Here is a 19,978-nt window from a genome sequence, read left to right on the forward strand (position 1 = left end):
TCTCGGTGCCGTGGCTGATCCCTCGACCTACCGTCCCGCGTCCGGCACGATCCCCGAGTCCCCCGGGGTCTACCGGTTCCGTGACGGCACCGGCCGGGTGATCTACGTCGGCAAGGCGAAGAACCTGCGCAGCAGGCTCAACTCCTACTTCGGCGATCTGCTGGGTCTGCACGAGCGGACCCGGCAGATGGTCACCACCGCCGAGTCGGTCGACTGGATGACAGTCGCCACCGAGGTCGAGGCCCTGCAGCAGGAGTTCACCTGGATCAAGCAGTACGACCCCCGGTTCAACGTCCGGTACCGCGACGACAAGTCGTACCCGTACCTGGCGGTCACGCTGGACGAGGAATACCCGCGGTTGCAGGTCATGCGGGGCGCGAAGCGTAAGGGCGTGCGGTACTTCGGGCCGTACTCGCACGCCTGGGCGATCCGCGAGACGCTCGACCTGCTGCTGCGGGTCTTCCCGGCGCGCACCTGCTCCGCCGGGGTGTTCAAGCGGGCCGGCCAGGTGGGCCGCCCGTGCCTGCTCGGCTACATCGGCAAGTGCTCCGCGCCCTGTGTGGGCACCGTCTCCGCCGACGCGCACCGGGCGATCGTCGACAACTTCTGCGAGTTCATGGCCGGCCGCACCGACAGCATGGTGCGCCGCCTCGAACGCGAGATGACCGAGGCCAGCGAGCAGTTGGAGTTCGAGCGCGCGGCCCGGCTGCGCGACGATGTGGCCGCCCTGCGCCGGGCCATGGAGAAGCAGACAGTGGTGCTCGGCGACGGCACCGACGCCGACGTGGTCGCCTTCGCCGACGATCCGCTGGAAGCCGCCGTGCAGGTCTTCCACGTCCGCGACGGCCGGGTACGCGGCCAGCGTGGCTGGGTGGTGGAGAAGACCGAGGAGCTGACCACCGGCGACCTGGTGCACCACTTCTGTACCCAGGTCTACGGCGGCGAGCAGGGCGAGGCGGACGTCCCCCGGGAGCTGCTGGTCCCCGAGCTGCCGGGCGACGCCGAGGCGCTCGCCGACTGGCTCAGCGCCCGCCGGGGCAGCCGGGTGTCGCTGCGGGTGCCCCAGCGCGGTGACAAGAGGACCCTGCTGGAGACGGTGGGCCGCAACGCCAAGGACTCCCTGGCCCGACACAAGCTCAAGCGGGCCGGCGACCTCACCACCCGCGGCAAGGCGCTCGACGAGATCAGCGAGGCGCTCGACATGCGCACCTCACCGCTGCGTATCGAGTGCTTCGACATCTCCCAGATCCAGGGCACCGACGTGGTGGCCAGCATGGTCGTCTTCGAGGACGGATTGCCGCGCAAGAGCGAATACCGCCGGTTCATCGTCCGGGGGGCCACCGACGACCTGTCGGCGATGTCCGAGGTGCTGCGTCGCCGTTTCGCCCGCTACCTCGACGCCCGCGCCGAGACCGGTGAGCTGGGTGAGGAGACCGCCGCCGACCCCGACCGTCCCGGCATCGACCCGACCACCGGCCGGCCCCGGAAGTTCGCCTACCCGCCGCAGTTGGTGGTGGTCGACGGCGGTGCCCCGCAGGTGGCGGCGGCGGCCCAGGCGCTGGCCGAGCTGGGTATCGACGACGTGGCGCTGTGCGGGCTGGCCAAGCGGCTGGAGGAGGTCTGGCTCCCCGACGACGAATACCCGGTCATCCTGCCGCGCACCTCCGAGGGGCTCTACCTGCTGCAACGGGTCCGGGACGAGGCGCACCGGTTCGCCATCACCTTCCACCGGCAGCGCCGCTCCAAGCGGATGACCGAATCGGCCCTGGACACCGTCCCCGGGTTGGGTGAGGTCCGCCGCAAGGCGCTGCTGCGGCATTTCGGCTCGCTCAAACGGCTCTCCGCCGCCACGGTGGAGGAGATCACCGAGGTGCCCGGGGTGGGCCGGCGCACCGCCGAGGCGATCCTCGCCGCCCTCGACGGCACCCCCGCTCCCGCCACGGCCGACTGATCCCGCCCGCTCGCCGGATCGGCCGGGGCAGGGAGCTCGATCCGTTCTATCGGGTGGGAGCGGTGCGGTCAGGGTTGGTCGGCGAGGACGGTGAGGATGGACTCGCCGTACTTGGCCAGCTTGTTCTCGCCGACGCCGCTGATCCGGGACAGCTCGGCCAACGAGGCGGGGGCGTCGGTGGCGATCTGCCGCAACGTCGCGTCGTGGAAGATCACGTACGCTGGCACGCCCTGTTCCTTGGCGGTGGCCCCCCGCCAGGCGCGCAGCCGCTCGAACAGCGACCCGGCCGCCGGGGAGAGTTCCGCGACCACGGTGGCTGCGCCGCGTGGCTTCGCCGACCGGGTCGAGGCCACCTTCTCCGGCTCCCGGCGCATGGTGACCGTGCGGCGGCGGGCCAGCACCTCCGCGCTGGCCTCGGTGAGCGCCAGCGTGCCGTAGTCGCCCTCGACCGCCAACAGCCCCTCGGCGAGCAGCTGCCGGACCACCCCGCGCCACTCCGCCTCGCGTAGCTCGGTGCCGATGCCGAAGGTGCTCAGCGCGTCGTGGCCGTACTGGCTGATCTTGTCGTTCTGCTTGCCGATCAGGATGTCCACGCAGTGCCCCGCGCCGAAGCGCTGGTTGCGTTCCCGGTCGAGCCGGTAGACGGTGGAGAGCAGCTTCTGCGCGGCCACCGTGCCGTCCCAGGTCTCCGGCGGGGTCAGGCAGGTGTCGCAGTTGCCGCAGTCGGCCGTGCCGGGCTGGCCGAAGTATTCGAGCAGTTGCACCCGGCGGCAGCGGACCGTCTCGCAGAGCGCCAGCATGGCGTCCAGGTGGGTGGCGAGGTTACGCCGGTGGGCCAGGTCGCCGTCGGACGTCTCGATCATCTTGCGCTGCTGCACCACGTCCTGGAGGCCGTAGGCGAGCCACGCCGTCGACGGCAGCCCGTCCCGGCCGGCCCGCCCGGTCTCCTGGTAGTAGCCCTCGACCGACTTGGGCAGGTCGAGGTGGGCCACGAAGCGGACGTCCGGCTTGTCGATGCCCATCCCGAAGGCGATCGTGGCGACCATGACCAGGCCGTCCTCCCGCAGGAAACGCTGCTGGTTGGCGGCGCGGGTGCCCGAGTCCAGGCCGGCGTGGTAGGGCAGCGCGGCGACCCCGTTGGCGACCAGGAACTCGGCCGTCTTGTCCACCGAGGCCCGGGACAGGCAGTAGACGATGCCGGCGTCGCCCGGGTGCTCGTCGCGCAGCAGGGCCAGCAGCTGCTTGCGGGGCTCCTTCTTGGGCACGATCCGGTACTGGATGTTGGGCCGGTCGAAGCTGGCCACGAAGTGCTTCGCCTCGGTGAGCTGGAGCCGGGTGGCGATCTCGGCCCGGGTGGCGCTGGTGGCGGTCGCGGTCAACGCGATCCGGGGCACCGCCGGCCACCGCTCGTGCAGCATCGACAGGGCCAGGTAGTCGGGGCGGAAGTCGTGCCCCCACTGGGACACGCAGTGCGCCTCGTCGATGGCGAACAGACCGATGCGGCCCCGGTCGAGCAGTTGCTGCACGCCCCGGGTGCCCAGCGCCTCGGGGGCCAGGTAGAGCAGGTCAAGCTCACCGGCGACGAACGCCTGCTCGACCGTGCGCCGGGCGGCGTAGTCCTGCGTCGAGTTGAGGAAGCCCGCGCGTACGCCGACCGCGGTCAGCGCGTCGACCTGGTCCTGCATGAGGGCGATCAGCGGGGAGACGACCACCGCGACGCCGTCCCGGACCAGGGCCGGGACCTGGTAACACAGCGACTTGCCGCCACCGGTGGGCATCAGCACCAGGGCGTCCCCGCCGGCCACCACGTGCTCGATGATCTCCTGCTGGAAGCCCCGGAAGGCGTCGTAGCCGAAGACCCGGCGGAGCACGTCGAGGGCGTCGGAGGCGCGCAGCTCGGTGGGGGAGGCCATCCGGGGAGTCTACGAGCCCGCCCCGACAACGCCGTCCACGACGCCCCCTGGACCCGTCCCGCCCGCCCCGCAGCCTCACCCGTCGCCCTGAGTCGTCCCCTCGCCGGAGCCACCCGTTGCCCGGCACCGTCACCCGGAGCTGTCCCCCTCGCCCCAGCAGGGTCCGCCGAGGCCGGCCGCGCTGTGGAAGCCGGGGTGACCGGTGACGTCCATGCGGACCTCGCCGTCGGGGCCGATCCGGCCGCAGAAGACCGGCTCGACGTGGTTCCAGGCATCGGCCCGGAACAGCAGCCGTCGGTCTGCGGCGGGGCCTGCACGGCTGACCCGTTCGCCGGGCAGCCCCCGCCCTGATGCCGGCGGCGTCACCCATACCCGGTTAGATGGCCGGATGGCGGTACGCATCGACATCGAAGCGCTCCGGGACGAGGCCGGGTCTGTGGCCTGCGCGGAAGCGGACAAGCTCCGGGCAGCCGGTCAGCCGACGGAGATCGTGGCGGTCGGCGGGGGAGCCTCCTGCGTGATCCGGGAAACCGGGCAACCGCCGTACGAGGTCTGGGTGGGGGTGACGGCGGACGGCTTCACCGTCGAGTGCGACTGCCCAGCCGGTGCGGAGGTGTGCGGGTACGCGGTGGCCCTCACCGCCGCTGCCCTGGAAGACGGATTCTCGTGGTCCTCGGCGGCCACCCCGCCGTCGGCCGTGGAAGTCGATCCCAGGCTCACCGAGCTGGTCGAACTCGCGCGCGGCATCCCCGCCCGCCGGCTGGCCGCGCTGGTCGCCGAGTGGGCCGCCACGGATCGCGTGCTGGAGCACAGGTTGCGGGCGCACGCCGGCCAGCTCGCGCCCCTCACCGCCGCCGAGTTGGACGACATCCGGCGGACGATCGACAGCCTGGCCCGCGAGGCGACCAGCGGCGACCGGTGGGACCTGCACGACGTGGAGAAGGCCGGCCGGGCCATCGTCGAGGAGGTCGAGGTGCTCGCCCAACGGCCGCCGACCCAGGAGACGCTGGTGCTGGTCGAGCGGGCCGCCCGCGCCTGGGACGGGCTCGCGGGCTACCTCTGGGACGCCTGGGAGACGTACGAGGAGGAGCCGGCCGAGATCGGCGGCGCGTTGCGGGCGGTCCACGTCCAGCTCTGTGAGCAGGTGCGGCCGGACCCCGACCAACTGGCCGCCCGACTGGCGGAGGTCATCGGGGCGGCCGAGGTCGACTCCTGCCTCGACGAGCCGGGGGACTACCTCGGCGTGCTCGGTCGTGACCGGGTCAAGGCGCTGCGCAACCGCCGCTGACGGTCGTGACCCTGTCGCCTTCGAGCGGCGGCACTTCTCTCGGAGACTGGTATGCCTGTCCGGCATAAATATGCCGGACAGGCATACCAGTCTGCGCGGAACAACGCCCGGGTGCCGGTCGACCGCCGGGCCGCACCCGTCGGGCGACCCGCCGCCGGGCGTGCGGGGATCGACGTCGCCGACCGGGATAGAGTCGTCGACTGACCCTGTGCGGCACGGGACCCATCGGGGCTCGCCGCCACGGAATCGGGAGCGGTGGGATGAGCGAGGCGCGGACAGTCGGCGGGCACGTCGAGGGCACGGCCGAGTCGGAGACCACGCTGGTGGTGGTCACCGGCCTGTCCGGTGGTGGCCGCAGCACGGTGGCCCGCGCCCTGGAGAACGTCGGCTACTACGTCGTGGACAACCTGCCGCAGGCGCTGATGCTGGACATGGCCGAGCTGGCGGTCAAGGCCGGCGGCGCGGCCCGGCGTACCGCGATGGTGCTGGACGTGCGGTCGCGGGCCTTCTCCACCGACCTGGCCGGGGCGATCCGGGAGCTGAAGGACCGGGGTTTCTCGCCCCGGGTGGTCTTCGTCGACGCCGACGACGAGGTGCTGATCAGGCGGTTCGAGAGCGTCCGCCGGTCGCACCCGTTGCAGGGCGAGGGGCGGCTGGCCGACGGCATCGCCGTCGAGCGGGCCCTGCTGGAGGAGGCCCGGGACCAGGCCGATGTGATCATCGACACCAGCCACCTCAACGTCAACCAGCTCCGCCGCCGGGTCGAGGAGCTGTTCGGCGGGGAGGACGCCCGTCGGCTGCGGCTGACCGTGCTCTCCTTCGGCTTCAAGTACGGCCTGCCGCCGGACGCCGATTTCGTGCTCGACGCCCGCTTCCTGCCGAATCCGTACTGGGTGCCGGAGCTGCGGGAACACACCGGTCGGGAGGCGGCGGTCAGCGCGTACGTGCTGGGGCAGGAGGGCGCGGACGCCTTCGTCGCCTCGTACGCCGACCTGGTCAACGCCACCACCGCCGGGTTCGAGCGGGAGGGCAAGCGTTACCTGACGGTGGCCGTCGGCTGCACCGGCGGCAAGCACCGCAGCGTGGCCATCGCCGAGGAGTTGGCCGAGCGGCTGCGCCAGTCGGGGTTGGCGGCCAACGCGCAGCACCGGGACCTGGGGCGGGAATGACGGCCAGGACGGTGGTCGCCTTCGGTGGGGGGCACGGCCTGTCGGCCTCGCTGCGGGCGCTGCGGCACTGCGCCGGGGAACTGGACCTGGACATCACCGCGGTGGTCACCGTCGGCGACGACGGTGGCTCCAGCGGCCGGCTGCGCGCCGAACGCGGCGGCCTGCCCCCGGGTGACCTGCGGCAGGCCCTGGTGGCGCTGGCCGGGGACCATCCGGCCACCCGACGCAGCGCCGGGCTGTTCCAGCACCGGTTCGCCGGGGACACCCGGGACGGGCTGGCCGGGCACGCGGTGGGCAACCTGGTGCTCTGCGGCCTGATGGAGCAGCTCGGCGACCCGGTCGCCGCGCTGGCACACGCCGGGGCGATGCTCGGCGCGGTCGGCCGGGTGCTGCCGATGTCGGCCCAGCCGGTGGACATCGAGGCCCGGGTCCGCGGCGTCGACCCGGCCCACCCCGACGAGGTACGCACCGTGCGCGGCCAGCATCAGGTGGCGGTGACCACAGGCACGGTGGAGGCGCTGCGGCTGACCCCGGACACCCCGGTGGCCTGCGCGGAGGCGGTGGCCGCCGTGGGCGACGCGGACTGGCTGATCTTCGGCCCGGGTAGCTGGTACACCAGCGTACTGCCGCACCTGCTGGTGCCGGGGCTGGCCGAGGCGATCGTGACCAGCCCGGCCCGGCGGCTGGTCACCCTCAACCTGGCCGCCGAGCAGGAGACCCTGGGCCTCTCGGTGGCCGACCACCTGGCCGCGCTGCGTTGGTACCTTCCGCAGCTCACCGTGGACTACGTGGTGGCCGACTCCAAGGCGGTGGGTGACCCGGAACCGGTCGGGCGTGCGGCAGAATCGCTTGGTGCCCGGTTGGTCCTCGCCCCGGTCGCCGTCGACGACGGCACGTCCCGTCACGATCCGGCCGCCCTGGCTGCCGCACTGGTGCCTGTCCTGGGCGCCGATCGTTAAGCACGTACGTAATCACCGGCGACACGCCGGTACCGGTCCGTGAGGGGGCGCACAATGGCGATGACGGCTGCGGTCAAGGACGAGCTGAGCCGGGTCGACGTGCCCAAGCCCTGCTGCCGGCGGGCGGAGATGGCCGCGCTGCTGCGCTTCGCCGGTGGGCTGCACATCGTCTCCGGTCGGGTGGTGGTGGAGGCCGAGCTGGACACCGGGGCGGTGGCCCGCCGGCTGCGTCGGGAGATCGCCGAGGTGTACGGCTATCCCAGCGAGATCCACGTGCTCGCCTCGGGTGGCCTGCGCAAAGGCAGTCACTTCATCGTCCGGGTGGTCAAGGACGGCGAGGCGCTGGCCCGGCAGACCGGCCTGCTCGACGTCCGGGGCCGGCCGGTACGCGGCCTGCCGCCGCACGTGGTGGCGGCGAACGTCTGCTGCGCGGTCTCGGCCTGGCGGGGGGCGTTCATGGCGCACGGCTCGCTGACCGAACCGGGCCGCTCCAGCGCGCTGGAGATCACCTGCCCCGGCCCGGAGTCCGCGCTGGCCCTGGTGGGCGCGGCCCGCCGGATCGGCATCACCGCCAAGAACCGTGAGGTACGCGGGGTGGACCGGGTGGTGGTCAAGGACGGTGACGCGATCGCCGCGCTGCTCACCCGGGTGGGCGCGCACTCCAGCGTGCTGGCCTGGGAGGAGCGTCGGGTACGCCGGGAGGTGCGGGCCACGGCCAACCGGCTGGCGAACTTCGACGACGCCAACCTGCGCCGCTCGGCGCGGGCCGCGGTGGCCGCCGCCGCCCGGGTCACCCGGGCCCTGGAGATCCTCGCCGAGGACGCCCCGAACCATCTCACCTCGGCCGGTCGGCTGCGGCTGGAGCACCGGCAGGCGTCGCTGGAGGAGCTTGGCGCGCTGGCCGATCCGCCGTTGACCAAGGACGCCATCGCCGGGCGGATCCGCCGGCTGCTGGCGCTGGCCGACAAACGGGCCCGTGACCTGGGCATCCCGGATACCGAAGCGGCAGTCACGCCGGACATGCTCGTGGTCTGATAGGACGGTGGGCCGCCATCCCGCGGGCGAGTGCGAAGCACGAGCCGGCGGGGCGACGTGTCACGGGTCGGGTGGGTGGGGCGTGCCGTGCCGTCGACCCGACGGGGTCACCACCCGCCGCATCGTGGCGGGGCACGCTCGGATAGGGTCGTCGGGTACGGCAAGGGGGCCGGCACAGGCACTCCTCGCCGTGCACACCGCCTCGGGCGGTCAGGTCCTCCCAGACCGTGGCGGGGTGGCCGAGACGAATCGTCAACGGCCGGCTCACCGGCCGGCGCACACACCTCCGCCGGCCCGGTTCTGACGTCGGCGGACCAGAACGCGAGGAGATGGGACCTGTGACCATCCGGGTTGGCATCAACGGCTTCGGCCGCATCGGCCGTAACTTCTTCCGGGCCGTGCTGGCGTCCGGCGCCGACATCGAGGTCGTCGCCGTGAACGACCTGACCGACAACGCGACGCTCGCCCACCTGCTCAAGTACGACAGCATCCTCGGTCGCCTGCCGCACGAGGTCAAGGCCACCGCCGACGAGATCACCGTCGGTGGCAAGACCATCAAGGCGTTCGCCGAGAAGGACCCGTCGAAGCTGCCGTGGGGCGACGCCGGCGTGGACGTCGTCATCGAGTCCACCGGTTTCTTCACCGACGGCACCAAGGCCAAGGCGCACGTCGACGGCGGGGCCAAGAAGGTCATCATCTCCGCCCCGGCGAAGAACGAGGACGTCACGGTCGTCATGGGCGTCAACCACGACCAGTACGACCCGGCCAAGCACACGATCATCTCGAACGCGTCGTGCACCACGAACTGCCTGGCCCCGATGGCGAAGGTCCTCCAGGACACCTTCGGCATCGAGAAGGGCCTGATGACCACGATCCACGCGTACACGCAGGACCAGAACCTCCAGGACGCGCCGCACAAGGACCTGCGTCGGGCCCGCGCCGCCGCGCTGAACATCGTCCCCACCTCGACCGGTGCCGCCAAGGCGATCGGGCTGGTGCTGCCGGTGCTCAAGGGCAAGCTGGACGGTTACGCGCTGCGGGTGCCGATCCCGACCGGCTCGGCCACCGACCTGACCGTCGAGGTCGGCCGGGAGACCACCGTGGACGAGGTCAACGCCGCTATCAAGGCCGCTGCGGACGGCCCGCTCAAGGGCATCCTGGTCTACAACGAGGACCCGATCGTCTCGTCCGACATCGTCACCGACCCGGCGTCGTGCATCTTCGACGCGCCGCTGACCAAGGTCATCGGCAACCAGGTCAAGGTCGTCGGCTGGTACGACAACGAGTGGGGCTACTCCAACCGGCTGGTCGACCTGGTCAAGCTGGTGGGTTCCTCGCTGTGAGTGCGAGGAGTGAGCTTGCGAGCCCCGCAGTCACGAACGGAGAGTTAGCTCTGTGAGCATCCGCAACCTCGACGACCTGCTCGCCGAGGGGGTGTCGGGTCGACGCGTGCTGGTGCGCGCCGACCTGAACGTCCCACTCGACAAGCAGACCGGAGACATCACGGACGACGGCCGGATCCGGGCCGTCCTGCCCACCCTGGGCGCGCTCGTGCAGGCCGGGGCGAGGGTCGTGGTCTGCTCGCACCTGGGCCGTCCGAAGGGCGCCCCGGATCCGCAGTACAGCCTCCGCCCGGTCGCCGGGCGGCTCGGTGAGCTGCTCGACGCGCCTGTGCACTTCGCCACCGACACCGTCGGCGAGTCCGCCCGCACCACCGTGGACGCGCTGACCGACGGTCAGGTCGCCCTGCTGGAGAACCTCCGCTTCAACAAGGGGGAGACCAGCAAGGACGACACCGAGCGGGGAGCCTTCGCCGACCAGCTCGCCGCGTTCGGCGAGGCGTACGTGGACGACGCCTTCGGCGCCGTGCACCGCAAGCACGCCAGCGTCCACGACGTACCGGCCCGGCTGCCGCACGTGGCCGGCCGGCTGGTGCTGCGCGAGGTCGAGGTGCTGGGTCGGCTGGCCGGCGAGCCGGAGCGTCCCTACGTGGTGGTGCTCGGCGGTTCCAAGGTCTCCGACAAGCTGGCGGTGATCGAGGCGCTGCTGCCGAAGGTCGACCGGCTGCTCATCGGCGGCGGTATGTGCTTCACCTTCCTCAAGGCCCAGGGCCACGAGGTGGGCACCTCGCTGCTGGAGGAGGAGATGGTCGAGACCTGCGGCAACCTTCTGGCCCGTGCCGACGGCAAGATCCTGCTCCCGGTCGACGTGGTGGTCGCGGACGCCTTCGCCCCGGACGCCGCGCACGACACGGTGCCCGCCGACGGCATCCCCAGCCACCGGCTCGGCCTGGACATCGGCCCGGAGACGGTGGCCGGCTTCACCGCCGCGCTGTCGCCGGCGAAGACGGTCTTCTGGAACGGCCCGATGGGCGTGTTCGAGATGCCGGCGTTCGCCAACGGCACCCGGGGTGTGGCCGAGGCGATCACCAAGACCGACGCGTTCACCGTCGTCGGCGGCGGTGACTCCGCTGCGGCCGTCCGGGCCCTCGGGTTGGACGAGTCGTCGTTCGGGCACATCTCGACCGGCGGCGGCGCCTCCCTGGAATACCTGGAGGGCAAGACCCTCCCCGGCATCGCGGCCCTGGAGGACTGATGGCGAGTGTCACCCGCCGGCCGTTGATGGCCGGCAACTGGAAGATGAACCTCAACCACCTCGAGGCCAACCTGCTGGTGCAGAAGCTGGCCGCGAGCCTCACCGAGCAGCAGCTCACCGCCGTCGAGACGGTGGTCCTGCCGCCCTTCACCGATCTGCGCACCGTGCAGACCGCTGTGGACGGCGACAAGCTGCTCATCGGCTACGGCGGGCAGGACCTGTCGCCGTACCAGTCCGGCGCGTACACCGGGGACATCTCCGGGGCGATGCTGGCCAAGCTGGGCTGCACGTACGTGGCGGTCGGGCACTCGGAGCGGCGGCAGTACCACTACGAGGACGACGCGATCGTCAACGCCAAGGTGGCCGCCGCGCTGGCCAACGGGCTCACCCCGATCCTCTGCATCGGTGAGGGCCTGGAGATCCGCGAGCAGCTGCGGCACGTGCCGCACTGCTGCGACCAGCTCGACGGTGCCCTGAAGGGGCTCACCGCCGAGCAGGTCACCAAGGTCGTGGTGGCGTACGAGCCGGTCTGGGCGATCGGCACCGGCAAGACGGCCACCCCCGAGGACGCCCAGGAGGTCTGCGGGGAGGTCCGCAAGCGGCTGGTCGAGACCTACGACCAGGGCACCGCCGACCAGGTCCGGATCCTCTACGGCGGCTCGGTGAAGTCGTCAAACGTCGCGTCGATCATGTCCCAGCCGGACGTGGACGGGGCGCTCGTGGGCGGGGCCAGCCTGGACGCCGAGGAGTTCGCGAAGATCTGCCGCTTCCCGGAGCACACGGGTCGCTGATCGCTCGCTATTCTTGACTCCGCCCGTCCGCCGGTCGGTGCCGCCGTGCCCGATCTGTCCGGGCGAGGATCGTAACGAGAGGACTGACCCCAGCCATGCCGATCTGGTTCGCATACACGTTGATCGTGTTGCTGGTCATCACGAGCGTTCTGCTCACCATGCTCATCCTGCTGCACCGGGGTAAGGGCGGCGGGCTGTCGAGCATGTTCGGCGGCGGGGTCAGCTCCAGCCTGGCCGGCTCGTCGGTGGCCGAGAAGAACCTGGACCGCTACACCGTCCTGGTGAGCATCGTCTGGTTCGCCTGCATCGTCGGGCTCGGCCTCTGGCTCCGGCTCCAGCTCAACAGCGGGTCCTGAGCGGCTCGATCAGGTCATACAATCTGCGCGCGGTCCGTCACGGACCGCGCGCAGTTTTGTTTCTCCGCCACGTCGCCCACCGCCCGCCTCAGGCGGTGGTCCCCTCCGACGACAGGAGCAACCGTGCCCAGTGGCAACGTCATCCGTGGCTCACGAATCGGGTCGGCACCGGAGCGCCCCACCGAACGGTACGAGCCGGCCCCCCGCCGCGCGGTCACCTACTGGTGCCGCAACGACCACGCCACAGAGATCCGGTTGGCGGTGGACGCCGAGGAGCCGGCCGTCTGGGACTGTCCGCGCTGCGGCCTGCCCGCCGGTCTGGACGCCCAGAACCCGCCCGGACGCACCCGCCCCGAGCCCTACAAGACCCATCTGGCGTACGTGAAGGAGCGGCGCACCCCGGAGGAGGGGGAGGCGCTGCTGGCCGAGGCGCTGGCCGCGCTGCGCCGTCGACGCGGCCGGGAGTGACCGCCCCGGCGACGGCGTGAGCGTCCCGACCTGACCCGGTCCGGGAGGACCGGGCCAGGGCTCAGCGCGGGGTGTGCAGCCGGGCCGGCACGTCGGCCGCCGCCGCCCGGTCGAGCAGCCAGAGGGTACGCGAGACGCCCTGCACCCCGGCGGCCGGCAGCTGCTCCGGGCCGGTCCCGGCCAACGCCGTCCCCACCGCCTGCGCCTTGTCGGCGCCGCTGGCGACCAGCCAGACCTCCTCGGCGGTGTTGATCGTCGGCAGGGTGAGGGTGGTCCGTACCGGCGGCGGCTTCGGGCTGCCCCGCACCGCGCTGACCGGCCGGGTGTCGTGGCGCACCGGGTGCCCGGGGAAGACCGACGCCACGTGCCCGTCCTCGCCGACGCCCAGCATCAGCACGTCGAAGTGGGGGAGTGCGGCGTGACCTGTCCGCGCCGCCCGGGCCAGCTCCTCGGCGTACGCGGCGGCACCGGCCTCCGGGTCGTCGCCGGTGGGGCCGTCGGTGGCCGGCATCGGGTGCACCCGGGCCGGGTCCAGCGGCACCAGGTCCAGCAGCGCGGCCCGCGCCTGCGTCTCGTTGCGGTCCGGATCCCCGGCCGGCAGGAAGCGTTCGTCGCCCCACCAGACATCCACCCGGGACCAGTCGACGGCATGGTGGGCGGGCAGGGCGACCACCGCCCGGTGCACCGCCGCGGCGATCCGCCCGCCGGTCAGCACGATCGACGCCGCACCCCGCTCCGCCTGCGCGTCAAGCAGCTTCACCACCAGCCGGGCCGCCACCGCCTGCGCCAGCAGGTCGGCGTCGGCGTGCACGGCGACACTCGCCTCACTCATCTTGGCCTTTCCCGACCGCTCCACGCGGTCCTGCTCGTCGTGGCGGGACCGGTCGGCCCCGCCGGGTGCCGATGTCACCAGGGATCTCGTCGTGCCGGCCCGCCCGTCCTGGGCGGGCCGGCACCGGACCGGCCGGTGGGCGGCCCCGCCGGACCGCCCACCGGCGCACCGGTCAGGATGCCGTGCTGGTGCCGGAGTGCGCGGTCACGCCCGCCTCGGCCCGCCGGGCGGTGGCCGGGTCCTTCCAGACGTGCACCCGCTGGGCCGGCCGCTGCTCCAGGGCGGGCAGCCCGGCCGCCGCGCCCAACGCCTCGGCGTACACCTGGTCGGCGTCGAGCCGGCGCAGCTCCTCGGCCAGCTCGTCACCGAGCGGGCGACGCACCAGCGGCAGCATCCGGTCGTCCTGGCCGGTACGCCGGAACGTCGCCATGCTGTCGTCCCGGGTCAGCGTCAGCTCGTCGCCGTTGGCGCAGCGCAGCTGCACCTGACGCATCCTCGGGTGGTCGTCGGTGTGCTGCCACTGCGGGTCGATGCCGAGCCGGGCGGCCAGCCAACCCCGCATCAGCGCCGCCGTCGGGTCCCGGCGCGGGGCCACCACGGTCGCCTCGGTGACCCGGGCCTCGGTGGTGTCGAACGCCCCGGCGACCAGGGTGCGCCACGGGGTGATCCGGGTCCACGCCAGGTCGGTGTCGCCTGGGGCGTAGTCCCGGGCCCGTTCCCGCAGCGCCTCGATCGGGTCCACGGCCTGCGCGCAGTCGGTGATCCGTCGGTCGGCGACCACCCCGAGGAAGTCGGTGGCGATCTCCGCCGGCGGCTCCCCGTGCCACCAGGTGACCACCGGTACGTCCGGTACCAGCAGCGGCATCACCACCGACTCGGCGTGCAGGGCGAGCCGGCCGTACATCCGGGTCACCACCGCCTCGCACGGCCCCAGCCGGCCGCCGACCACGATCTCGGCGTCCAGCCGGTTGCGCTCCCGCTCCACGTCGGCGCGGACGACGACGAGCAGCCGGCACGGGTGGGCGGCGGCGGCGATGGTGGCCGCCGCCTCCGCCTCCCGGACCCGCTTCTCGTCGACCACGACGATCAGGGTGAGCGCCATCCCGCTGGCCACCCCGCCCGCGCTGCGCCGCTCGGCGGCGAGCGCCTTGACCACCTCGTTGCCGGTGGTGTCCCACAGCCCGATCACTGGTGCCTCCCGGTCCGCCCGCTGTGCCTGATTCCCTCGTGGCCGTTCACGCCCGCCGCCAGGCGCGGCCCTCGCGGGCCAGCATCTCGTCGGCGGCCCGGGGCCCCCACTCGCCCGACCGGTACGGCTCCGGCTTGGTGCCCTCCCAGGCGTGCTCCAACGGGTCCACCACCGCCCAGCTCTGCTCCACCTCGGAGGCGTCCGGGAAGAGCGTCCGGTCGCCGATCAGCACGTCCAGCACCAGCCGCTCGTACGCCTCGGGGCTGGACTCGGTGAACGCCTCGCCGTACTGGAAGTCCATCGCGATGTCGCGGACCTCCATGGTGGTGCCGGGCACCTTCGAGCCGAACTTGAGCACCACGCCCTCGTCCGGCTGGACCCGGATGACCAACTGGTTGTTGCCCAGCGACTCCATGTCGGCGGTGTTGAACGGCAGGTGCGGGGCCTTCTTGAACATGATGGCCACCTCGGTCACCCGCCGGGGCAGCCGCTTGCCGGCCCGGATGTAGAACGGCACCCCCGCCCAACGGCGGTTCTGGATGCCCAGCTCCACGGCGACGTACGTCTCGGTGGTCGAGTCGGCGGGGACGCCGTCCTCGTCGAGGTAGCCGACGGCCCGTTCGCCACCCACCCAGCCGGGCAGGTACTGGCCGCGTACGGTGCCCCGGGCGACGTCCTTCGGCAGGGTGATCGCCTTGAGCACCTTCAGCTTCTCGGCCCGGATCTCGTCGGCGTCGAAGCTGGTGGGCTCCTCCATGGCGACCAGGGCGAGCAGTTGGAGCAGGTGGTTCTGGAGCACGTCCCGGGCGGTGCCGACCGAGTCGTAGAAGCCGGCCCGGGAGCCGATGCCGACGTCCTCGGCCATGGTGATCTGCACCGAGTCGACGTACTTGGAGTTCCACAGCGGCTCGAAGAGGTTGTTGGCGAACCGCAGGGCGAGGATGTTCTGGACCGTCTCCTTGCCCAGGTAGTGGTCGATCCGGAAGACGTCCTGCCGGGTGAACACGTCGTCGACCAGGTCGTTGAGCTCCTTCGCCGACGGCAGGTCGTTGCCGAACGGCTTCTCCACCACCACCCGCCGCCAGCCGCCGCACTTCTCGTTGTCGGCCATGCCGGTGCGGGCCAGCTGCTTGAGCACCACCGGGAAGGCCGTCGGGGGGATGGAGAAGTAGAAGGCGGCGTTGCCGTGGATGCCGTGGCTGTCGCGCAGCTTGTCCAGGGTCGCGGCGAGCTTGTCGAAGGCGGCGTCGTCGTCGAACGAGCCGCCGACGAACTTGATGTTGCCGGCCAGCCGGCCCCACACCTCCTCCCGCCACGGTGTCCGGGCGTGCTTCTTCGCCGACTCGTGGGCCAGCGCCTCGAAGTCGCCGTCGCCCCAGTCGCGCCGGGCGAAGCCCAGCACCACGAAACCGGGTGGCAGCAGCCCCCGGTTGGCCAGGTCGTAAACCGCCGGCAGCAGCTTCTTGCGCGCCAGGTCACCGGTCACCCCGAAGATCACCAGGGCACACGGCTCCGGGATCCTGGGGAGCCTGCGGTCCTGCGCGTCGCGCAGCGGATTCACGCCGCCTCCTCGCTCCGTCTGGTCCATGTCGTCCATCGTCACGCCCGCCATTGTCCGATCGCGTCCAGCCGGGCCGGTGCGGCCGGCCTGTCGGCCAGGGGCCGCCGTAGCAGTCGGCCGGCCCCGGTCGGATGGTGCCACCGGGAAGCCCCGCGCGTACAGGGCGGCCGGCACGGAAACGGGCGCGGTCGGTCCGACCGCGTCCGTCCCGGGCACCGCGAGACCGGCACCGGCATCGGCCGGGCCGGTCGACAGCTCACTCACGTCGCCACCGGTGGTGCGGTGGCGACGGCGTGGCGCGTCGCGGGGCAGGGCCCCGCGACGCCTCCGACGCCGTCGGTCACGCGTTCCCGCCGGCCCGCCGGGCCGCCTCGGCGTTGCCCTTGGCCGCCTCGTTCGGCGTGCCGGTGCCCTGCGCCGCGGCGGTCAGCGACTTGCGTACGCCTTCGAGCAGCTCACCCCAGCTGGTCTCGAACTTCTCCACGCCCTCCCGTTCCAGGGTGGCGATCACCTCGTCCATGTCGATGCCGACGGCGGCCAGGTCGGCGAAGACCTGCCGGGCCGCGTCGTACGCGCCGGTGATGGTGTCGCCCCGGGTCTCGCCGTGCTCGGCGTACGCCTGGACCACCGACTCCGGCATGGTGTTGACGGTGCCGGGGGCGATCAGCTCCTCGACGTAGATCACGTCCCGGTAGTCCGGGTTCTTGGTGGAGGTCGACGCCCACAGCGGGCGCTGCGGGTGGGCGCCGGCGTCGGCCAGGGCCTGCCAACGGTCGGAGGAGAAGACCTCGGTGTAGCGCTCGTAGGCGAGCTGGGCGTTGGCGACGGCGGCCTTGCCGCGCAGCGCCTTGGCCTCGTCGGAGCCGATCTTGTCCAGTTGCTTGTCGATCTCGGAGTCGACCCGGGAGACGAAGAACGAGGCCACCGAGCCGATCGCGGACAGGTCGTGGCCGTTGGCCTTGGCCTGCTCCAGACCGGTGAGGAACGCCTCCATCACCGCCGAGTAGCGGTCCAGCCCGAAGATCAACGTCACGTTGACGCTGATCCCCTCGGCCAGGGTCGCGGTGATCGCCGCCAGCCCCGCCTCGGTCGCCGGGATCTTGATGAACAGGTTCGGCCGGTCGACCAGCCACCACAGCGCCTTGGCCTCGGCGACGGTCTTGTCGGTGTCGTGGGCGACCCGGGGGTCGACCTCGATGGAGACCCGCCCGTCGACGCCGTCGCTGCCGTCGTACGACGGGCGCATCACGTCGCACGCCCAGCGCACGTCGTAGGTGGTGAGCATCCGGACCGCCTCCTCCACCTCGATGCCCCGGGTGGCGAGGTCCTTCAGCTGCCAGTTGTACTCGTCGGCGTCGCTCAACGCCTTGGCGAAGATGGTCGGGTTGGTGGTCACCCCGGCCACGTGCTGCTCGCGGCGGAGCTTGTCCAGCCCGCCGGAGCTCAGTCGTACCCGGGAAAGGTCGTCGAGCCAGACCGCCACTCCGGCGGCGGTGAGGTCACCCAGTCTGTCCGTCATGTCGTCCACGCTCTCCTCAGTTGCCGGTCGTGAAACCGGTGATGTCGCCCACCCGGGTCAGCGCCGCGTGCGCGGCGGACACGATCCGGTCGGGGGTGAAGCCGAACTGCTCGAACAGCACGGTGTGCGGGGCGCTCGCGCCGTAGTGCTCCAGGCTGACGCTCTCGCCCAGGTCGCCGACGACGCCCCGCCAGGACATCCCGATGCCGGCCTCGACGCTCACCCGGGCCTTGATCCCGCGCGGCAGCACCGACTCCCGGTAGGCCTCGTCCTGCTCGTAGAACCACTCCTGGCAGGGCATCGAGACGACCCGGGTGGGGGTGCCGTCGGCCTCCAGCCGCTCCCGGGCGGTGAGGCAGAGCTGCACCTCGGAACCGGTGCCCACGATGATCACCTGCGGCTTGCCGTTGGACGCCTCGGCCAGCACGTACCCGCCCTTGGCGGTGCCCTCGGCCCCGGCGTACCGCTCACGGTCCAGGGTCGGCAGCGGCTGCCGGCTCAGCGCCAGCGCGGTCGGCCGGTCGGTGTGCTCAAGCGCCTGCCGCCACGCCCAGGCGGTCTCGTTGGCGTCGGCCGGGCGGACCACGTCCAGGCCCGGGATGGCACGCAGCGCGGTCAGGTGCTCCACCGGCTGGTGGGTCGGCCCGTCCTCGCCGAGGCCGATCGAGTCGTGCGTCCAGACGTACGTCACCGGCAGCTTCATCAGCGCGGCGAGCCGTACCGACGGGCGCATGTAGTCGCTGAACACCAGGAAGGTGCCGCCGTACGGGCGGGTGCCGCCGTGCAGGGCGATGCCGTTGAGGATCGCGCCCATGGCGTGCTCACGGATGCCGAAGTGCAGCGTGCGGCCGTACTCGTGGCCGGGGAAGTCCTTGGTGGCGTGGGCGGCCGGGATGAACGACGGCTCGCCCTTCATGGTGGTGTTGTTGCTCTCCGCCAGGTCGGCCGAGCCGCCCCACAGCTCCGGCAGCACCGGGGCGAGCGCCTCCAGCACCTTGCCGGAGGCGGCCCGGGTGGCCACGCCCTTGGCGTCGGCGGGGAAGGTCGGCAGCGCGTCCGTCCAGCCCTGCGGCAGCACCCGGCCGGCGATCCGGTCGTAGAGCGCCTTGCGCTCCGGGTTGGCCCGCGCCCAGCCGTCGAACTCGCCGGTCCACGCCTGCTCGGCCTCGACGCCCCGGTTGAGCACCCCACGGGCGTGGGTGAGCATGTCCTCGTCGACCTGGAAGCTCTGCTGCGGGTCGAAGCCGAGGATCTCCTTGGTCGCCTTCACCTCGTCGCCGCCGAGCGCCGAGCCGTGGATCTTGCCGGTGTTCTTCTTGTTCGGCGCGGGCCAGCCGATGATGGTGCGCAGCGCGATGAACGAGGGGCGGCCGGTCTCGGCCTTCGCCGCCAGCAGCGCCTGGTAGAGCGCCTCGACGTCCTCGTGGTAGTCGCCCTGGTCGGCGTCGCCGGCCCGCCAGTCGACGGTCTGCACGTGCCAGCCGTACGCCGCGTAGCGGGCCGCGACGTCCTCGCTCTTGGCGATCCGGGTGTCGTCCTCGATCGAGATCTCGTTGTCGTCGTAGATCAGCGTGAGGTTGCCCAGTTGCTGGTGCCCGGCGAGGGCGCTCGCCTCGTGGCTGATGCCCTCCTCGATGTCGCCGTCGGAGGCGATGCACCAGATGTTGTGGTCGAAGACCGAGGCGCCCGGCTCGCTCTCCGGGTCGAACAGGCCGCGCTCGCGGCGGGCCGCCATCGCCATCCCCACCGCGTTGCCCAGGCCCTGCCCGAGCGGGCCGGTGGTGGTCTCGACGCCCGGCGTGTGGCCGTGCTCGGGGTGGCCCGGGGTGAGCGAGCCCCACTGCCGCAGCGACTTCAGGTCCTCCAGGCTCAGCGGGTAACCGGAGAGGAAGAGCTGGATGTAGAGGGTCAGGCTGGAGTGCCCGGCGGACAGCACGAAGCGGTCCCGGCCGGGCCAGTTCGGGTCGGCCGGGTTGTGTCGCATCACCCGGTTGAACAGCAGGTACGCCGCGGGCGCGAGGCTCATCGCGGTGCCGGGGTGGCCGTTGCCGGATTTCTCCACGGCATCCATGGCCAGGACGCGGGCGGTGTCGACGGCCCGGCGGTCGAGGTCGGTCCAGTTGAGTGCGGGTCGGTTGGCAGCCACTATGGTTGTGCTCCTCGGCAGATGGGCGGAACCCTCACTGGTGACCCTATCGAGCGGGTCTAAACGTCCGCCCGGGGATCTCAGCAGGCAGTTACGTATGCGCGGGCCGGATCGTTCGGTCACCCGTCAGGTGTGACGGCCCGCACCGTTGTCGGGTCGCCCGGGCAGCGAAAACGACGGCGCGTAGTGTGTGGTCCGGTGTGTGG

General features: G+C 72.1%; 17 protein-coding genes. 10 read left to right on the plus strand and 7 right to left on the minus strand.

The annotated features are described in order from the left end of the window. Positions 1 to 10 precede the first annotated feature (10 nt). Positions 11 to 1,951 carry an excinuclease ABC subunit UvrC gene (gene uvrC / locus AC0AIB_RS07340; RefSeq protein ID WP_465096273.1) on the plus strand — a complete coding sequence of 647 codons (1,941 nt, stop codon included), beginning with the start codon at positions 11 to 13 and terminating at the stop codon, positions 1,949 to 1,951. Between the two features lie 68 nt (positions 1,952 to 2,019). Here the strand turns inward: uvrC and recQ are convergent, their stop codons facing one another. Then, complete coding sequence (gene recQ, locus AC0AIB_RS07345; RefSeq protein WP_465096274.1) at positions 2,020 to 3,864, minus strand: DNA helicase RecQ; 1,845 nt, start codon at positions 3,862 to 3,864, stop codon at positions 2,020 to 2,022. 129 nt (positions 3,865 to 3,993) lie between these two features. Then, complete coding sequence (locus tag AC0AIB_RS07350; protein ID WP_465096275.1) at positions 3,994 to 4,230, minus strand: hypothetical protein; 237 nt, start codon at positions 4,228 to 4,230, stop codon at positions 3,994 to 3,996. A 22-nt stretch (positions 4,231 to 4,252) separates the two neighbouring features. Between AC0AIB_RS07350 and AC0AIB_RS07355 the strand changes: the two genes are divergently transcribed. From AC0AIB_RS07355 to AC0AIB_RS07395, 9 genes are all read left to right on the plus strand, one after another. Beyond that, a complete protein-coding gene (locus AC0AIB_RS07355) occupies positions 4,253 to 5,152 on the plus strand; it encodes a hypothetical protein (protein ID WP_465096276.1) in 900 nt (299 codons plus the stop codon). Between the two features lie 260 nt (positions 5,153 to 5,412). Beyond that, on the plus strand, positions 5,413 to 6,321 hold the full coding sequence (rapZ, locus tag AC0AIB_RS07360) for an RNase adapter RapZ (protein WP_328344962.1): 909 nt from the start codon (positions 5,413 to 5,415) through the stop codon (positions 6,319 to 6,321). Continuing rightward, positions 6,318 to 7,280, plus strand: coding sequence for a gluconeogenesis factor YvcK family protein (locus tag AC0AIB_RS07365; protein ID WP_465096277.1), 963 nt, complete (start codon positions 6,318 to 6,320; stop codon positions 7,278 to 7,280). Before rapZ ends, AC0AIB_RS07365 begins: the two co-directional genes overlap by 4 nt. A gap of 54 nt (positions 7,281 to 7,334) precedes the next feature. Beyond that, entirely contained in the window at positions 7,335 to 8,315 is a 981-nt protein-coding gene (whiA, locus tag AC0AIB_RS07370) for a DNA-binding protein WhiA (protein WP_328344966.1), read from the plus strand. A gap of 338 nt (positions 8,316 to 8,653) precedes the next feature. Then, a complete protein-coding gene (gap, locus tag AC0AIB_RS07375) occupies positions 8,654 to 9,658 on the plus strand; it encodes a type I glyceraldehyde-3-phosphate dehydrogenase (RefSeq protein ID WP_328344968.1) in 1,005 nt (334 codons plus the stop codon). A 52-nt stretch (positions 9,659 to 9,710) separates the two neighbouring features. Further along, entirely contained in the window at positions 9,711 to 10,910 is a 1,200-nt protein-coding gene (locus AC0AIB_RS07380; protein WP_328344970.1) for a phosphoglycerate kinase, read from the plus strand. Then, a complete protein-coding gene (tpiA, locus tag AC0AIB_RS07385; protein WP_208569200.1) occupies positions 10,910 to 11,701 on the plus strand; it encodes a triose-phosphate isomerase in 792 nt (263 codons plus the stop codon). Before AC0AIB_RS07380 ends, tpiA begins: the two co-directional genes overlap by 1 nt. Positions 11,702 to 11,796: 95 nt before the next feature. Further along, on the plus strand, positions 11,797 to 12,057 hold the full coding sequence (gene secG / locus AC0AIB_RS07390) for a preprotein translocase subunit SecG (protein ID WP_088645052.1): 261 nt from the start codon (positions 11,797 to 11,799) through the stop codon (positions 12,055 to 12,057). A gap of 123 nt (positions 12,058 to 12,180) precedes the next feature. Continuing rightward, positions 12,181 to 12,525: an RNA polymerase-binding protein RbpA gene (locus AC0AIB_RS07395; protein WP_328344977.1), complete on the plus strand. Its 345-nt coding sequence runs from the start codon at positions 12,181 to 12,183 to the stop codon at positions 12,523 to 12,525. Positions 12,526 to 12,586: 61 nt separating this feature from the next. Here AC0AIB_RS07395 and pgl read toward each other — a convergent pair whose 3' ends face one another. The 5 genes from pgl to tkt all read right to left on the minus strand — a co-directional run bounded on the left by pgl (position 12,587) and on the right by tkt (position 19,772). After that, positions 12,587 to 13,357: a 6-phosphogluconolactonase gene (gene pgl, locus AC0AIB_RS07400; RefSeq protein ID WP_328344980.1), complete on the minus strand. Its 771-nt coding sequence runs from the start codon at positions 13,355 to 13,357 to the stop codon at positions 12,587 to 12,589. 172 nt (positions 13,358 to 13,529) lie between these two features. Next, a complete protein-coding gene (locus AC0AIB_RS07405) occupies positions 13,530 to 14,546 on the minus strand; it encodes a glucose-6-phosphate dehydrogenase assembly protein OpcA (RefSeq protein ID WP_328344982.1) in 1,017 nt (338 codons plus the stop codon). A gap of 46 nt (positions 14,547 to 14,592) precedes the next feature. Continuing rightward, the gene (gene zwf, locus AC0AIB_RS07410) at positions 14,593 to 16,143 is read right to left on the minus strand and encodes a glucose-6-phosphate dehydrogenase (protein WP_328348727.1); all 1,551 of its coding nucleotides are present in this window, start codon (positions 16,141 to 16,143) and stop codon (positions 14,593 to 14,595) included. Between the two features lie 304 nt (positions 16,144 to 16,447). Continuing rightward, the gene (gene tal, locus AC0AIB_RS07415) at positions 16,448 to 17,626 is read right to left on the minus strand and encodes a transaldolase (RefSeq protein ID WP_328344984.1); all 1,179 of its coding nucleotides are present in this window, start codon (positions 17,624 to 17,626) and stop codon (positions 16,448 to 16,450) included. Between the two features lie 16 nt (positions 17,627 to 17,642). Then, positions 17,643 to 19,772 (minus strand): transketolase, encoded by a 2,130-nt coding sequence (tkt, locus tag AC0AIB_RS07420; RefSeq protein WP_328344986.1) that lies wholly within the window; start codon positions 19,770 to 19,772, stop codon positions 17,643 to 17,645. Between the last annotated feature and the right edge of the window lie 206 nt (positions 19,773 to 19,978).

It is taken from the genome of Micromonospora sp. DSM 43699 (genome assembly GCF_055517075.1).

What these genes read in the sequence shown, in the direction of transcription:
- recQ (WP_465096274.1), bottom strand. Translation starts at nt 3,864, where the DNA reads ATGGCCTCCCCCACCGAGCTGCGCGCCTCCGACGCCCTCGACGTGCTC.
- AC0AIB_RS07355 (WP_465096276.1), top strand. Translation starts at nt 4,253, where the DNA reads ATGGCGGTACGCATCGACATCGAAGCGCTCCGGGACGAGGCCGGGTCT.
- rapZ (WP_328344962.1), top strand. Translation starts at nt 5,413, where the DNA reads ATGAGCGAGGCGCGGACAGTCGGCGGGCACGTCGAGGGCACGGCCGAG.
- AC0AIB_RS07365 (WP_465096277.1), top strand. Translation starts at nt 6,318, where the DNA reads ATGACGGCCAGGACGGTGGTCGCCTTCGGTGGGGGGCACGGCCTGTCG.
- whiA (WP_328344966.1), top strand. Translation starts at nt 7,335, where the DNA reads ATGGCGATGACGGCTGCGGTCAAGGACGAGCTGAGCCGGGTCGACGTG.
- tpiA (WP_208569200.1), top strand. Translation starts at nt 10,910, where the DNA reads ATGGCGAGTGTCACCCGCCGGCCGTTGATGGCCGGCAACTGGAAGATG.
- secG (WP_088645052.1), top strand. Translation starts at nt 11,797, where the DNA reads ATGCCGATCTGGTTCGCATACACGTTGATCGTGTTGCTGGTCATCACG.
- pgl (WP_328344980.1), bottom strand. Translation starts at nt 13,357, where the DNA reads ATGAGTGAGGCGAGTGTCGCCGTGCACGCCGACGCCGACCTGCTGGCG.
- zwf (WP_328348727.1), bottom strand. Translation starts at nt 16,143, where the DNA reads ATGGACGACATGGACCAGACGGAGCGAGGAGGCGGCGTGAATCCGCTG.
- tal (WP_328344984.1), bottom strand. Translation starts at nt 17,626, where the DNA reads ATGACGGACAGACTGGGTGACCTCACCGCCGCCGGAGTGGCGGTCTGG.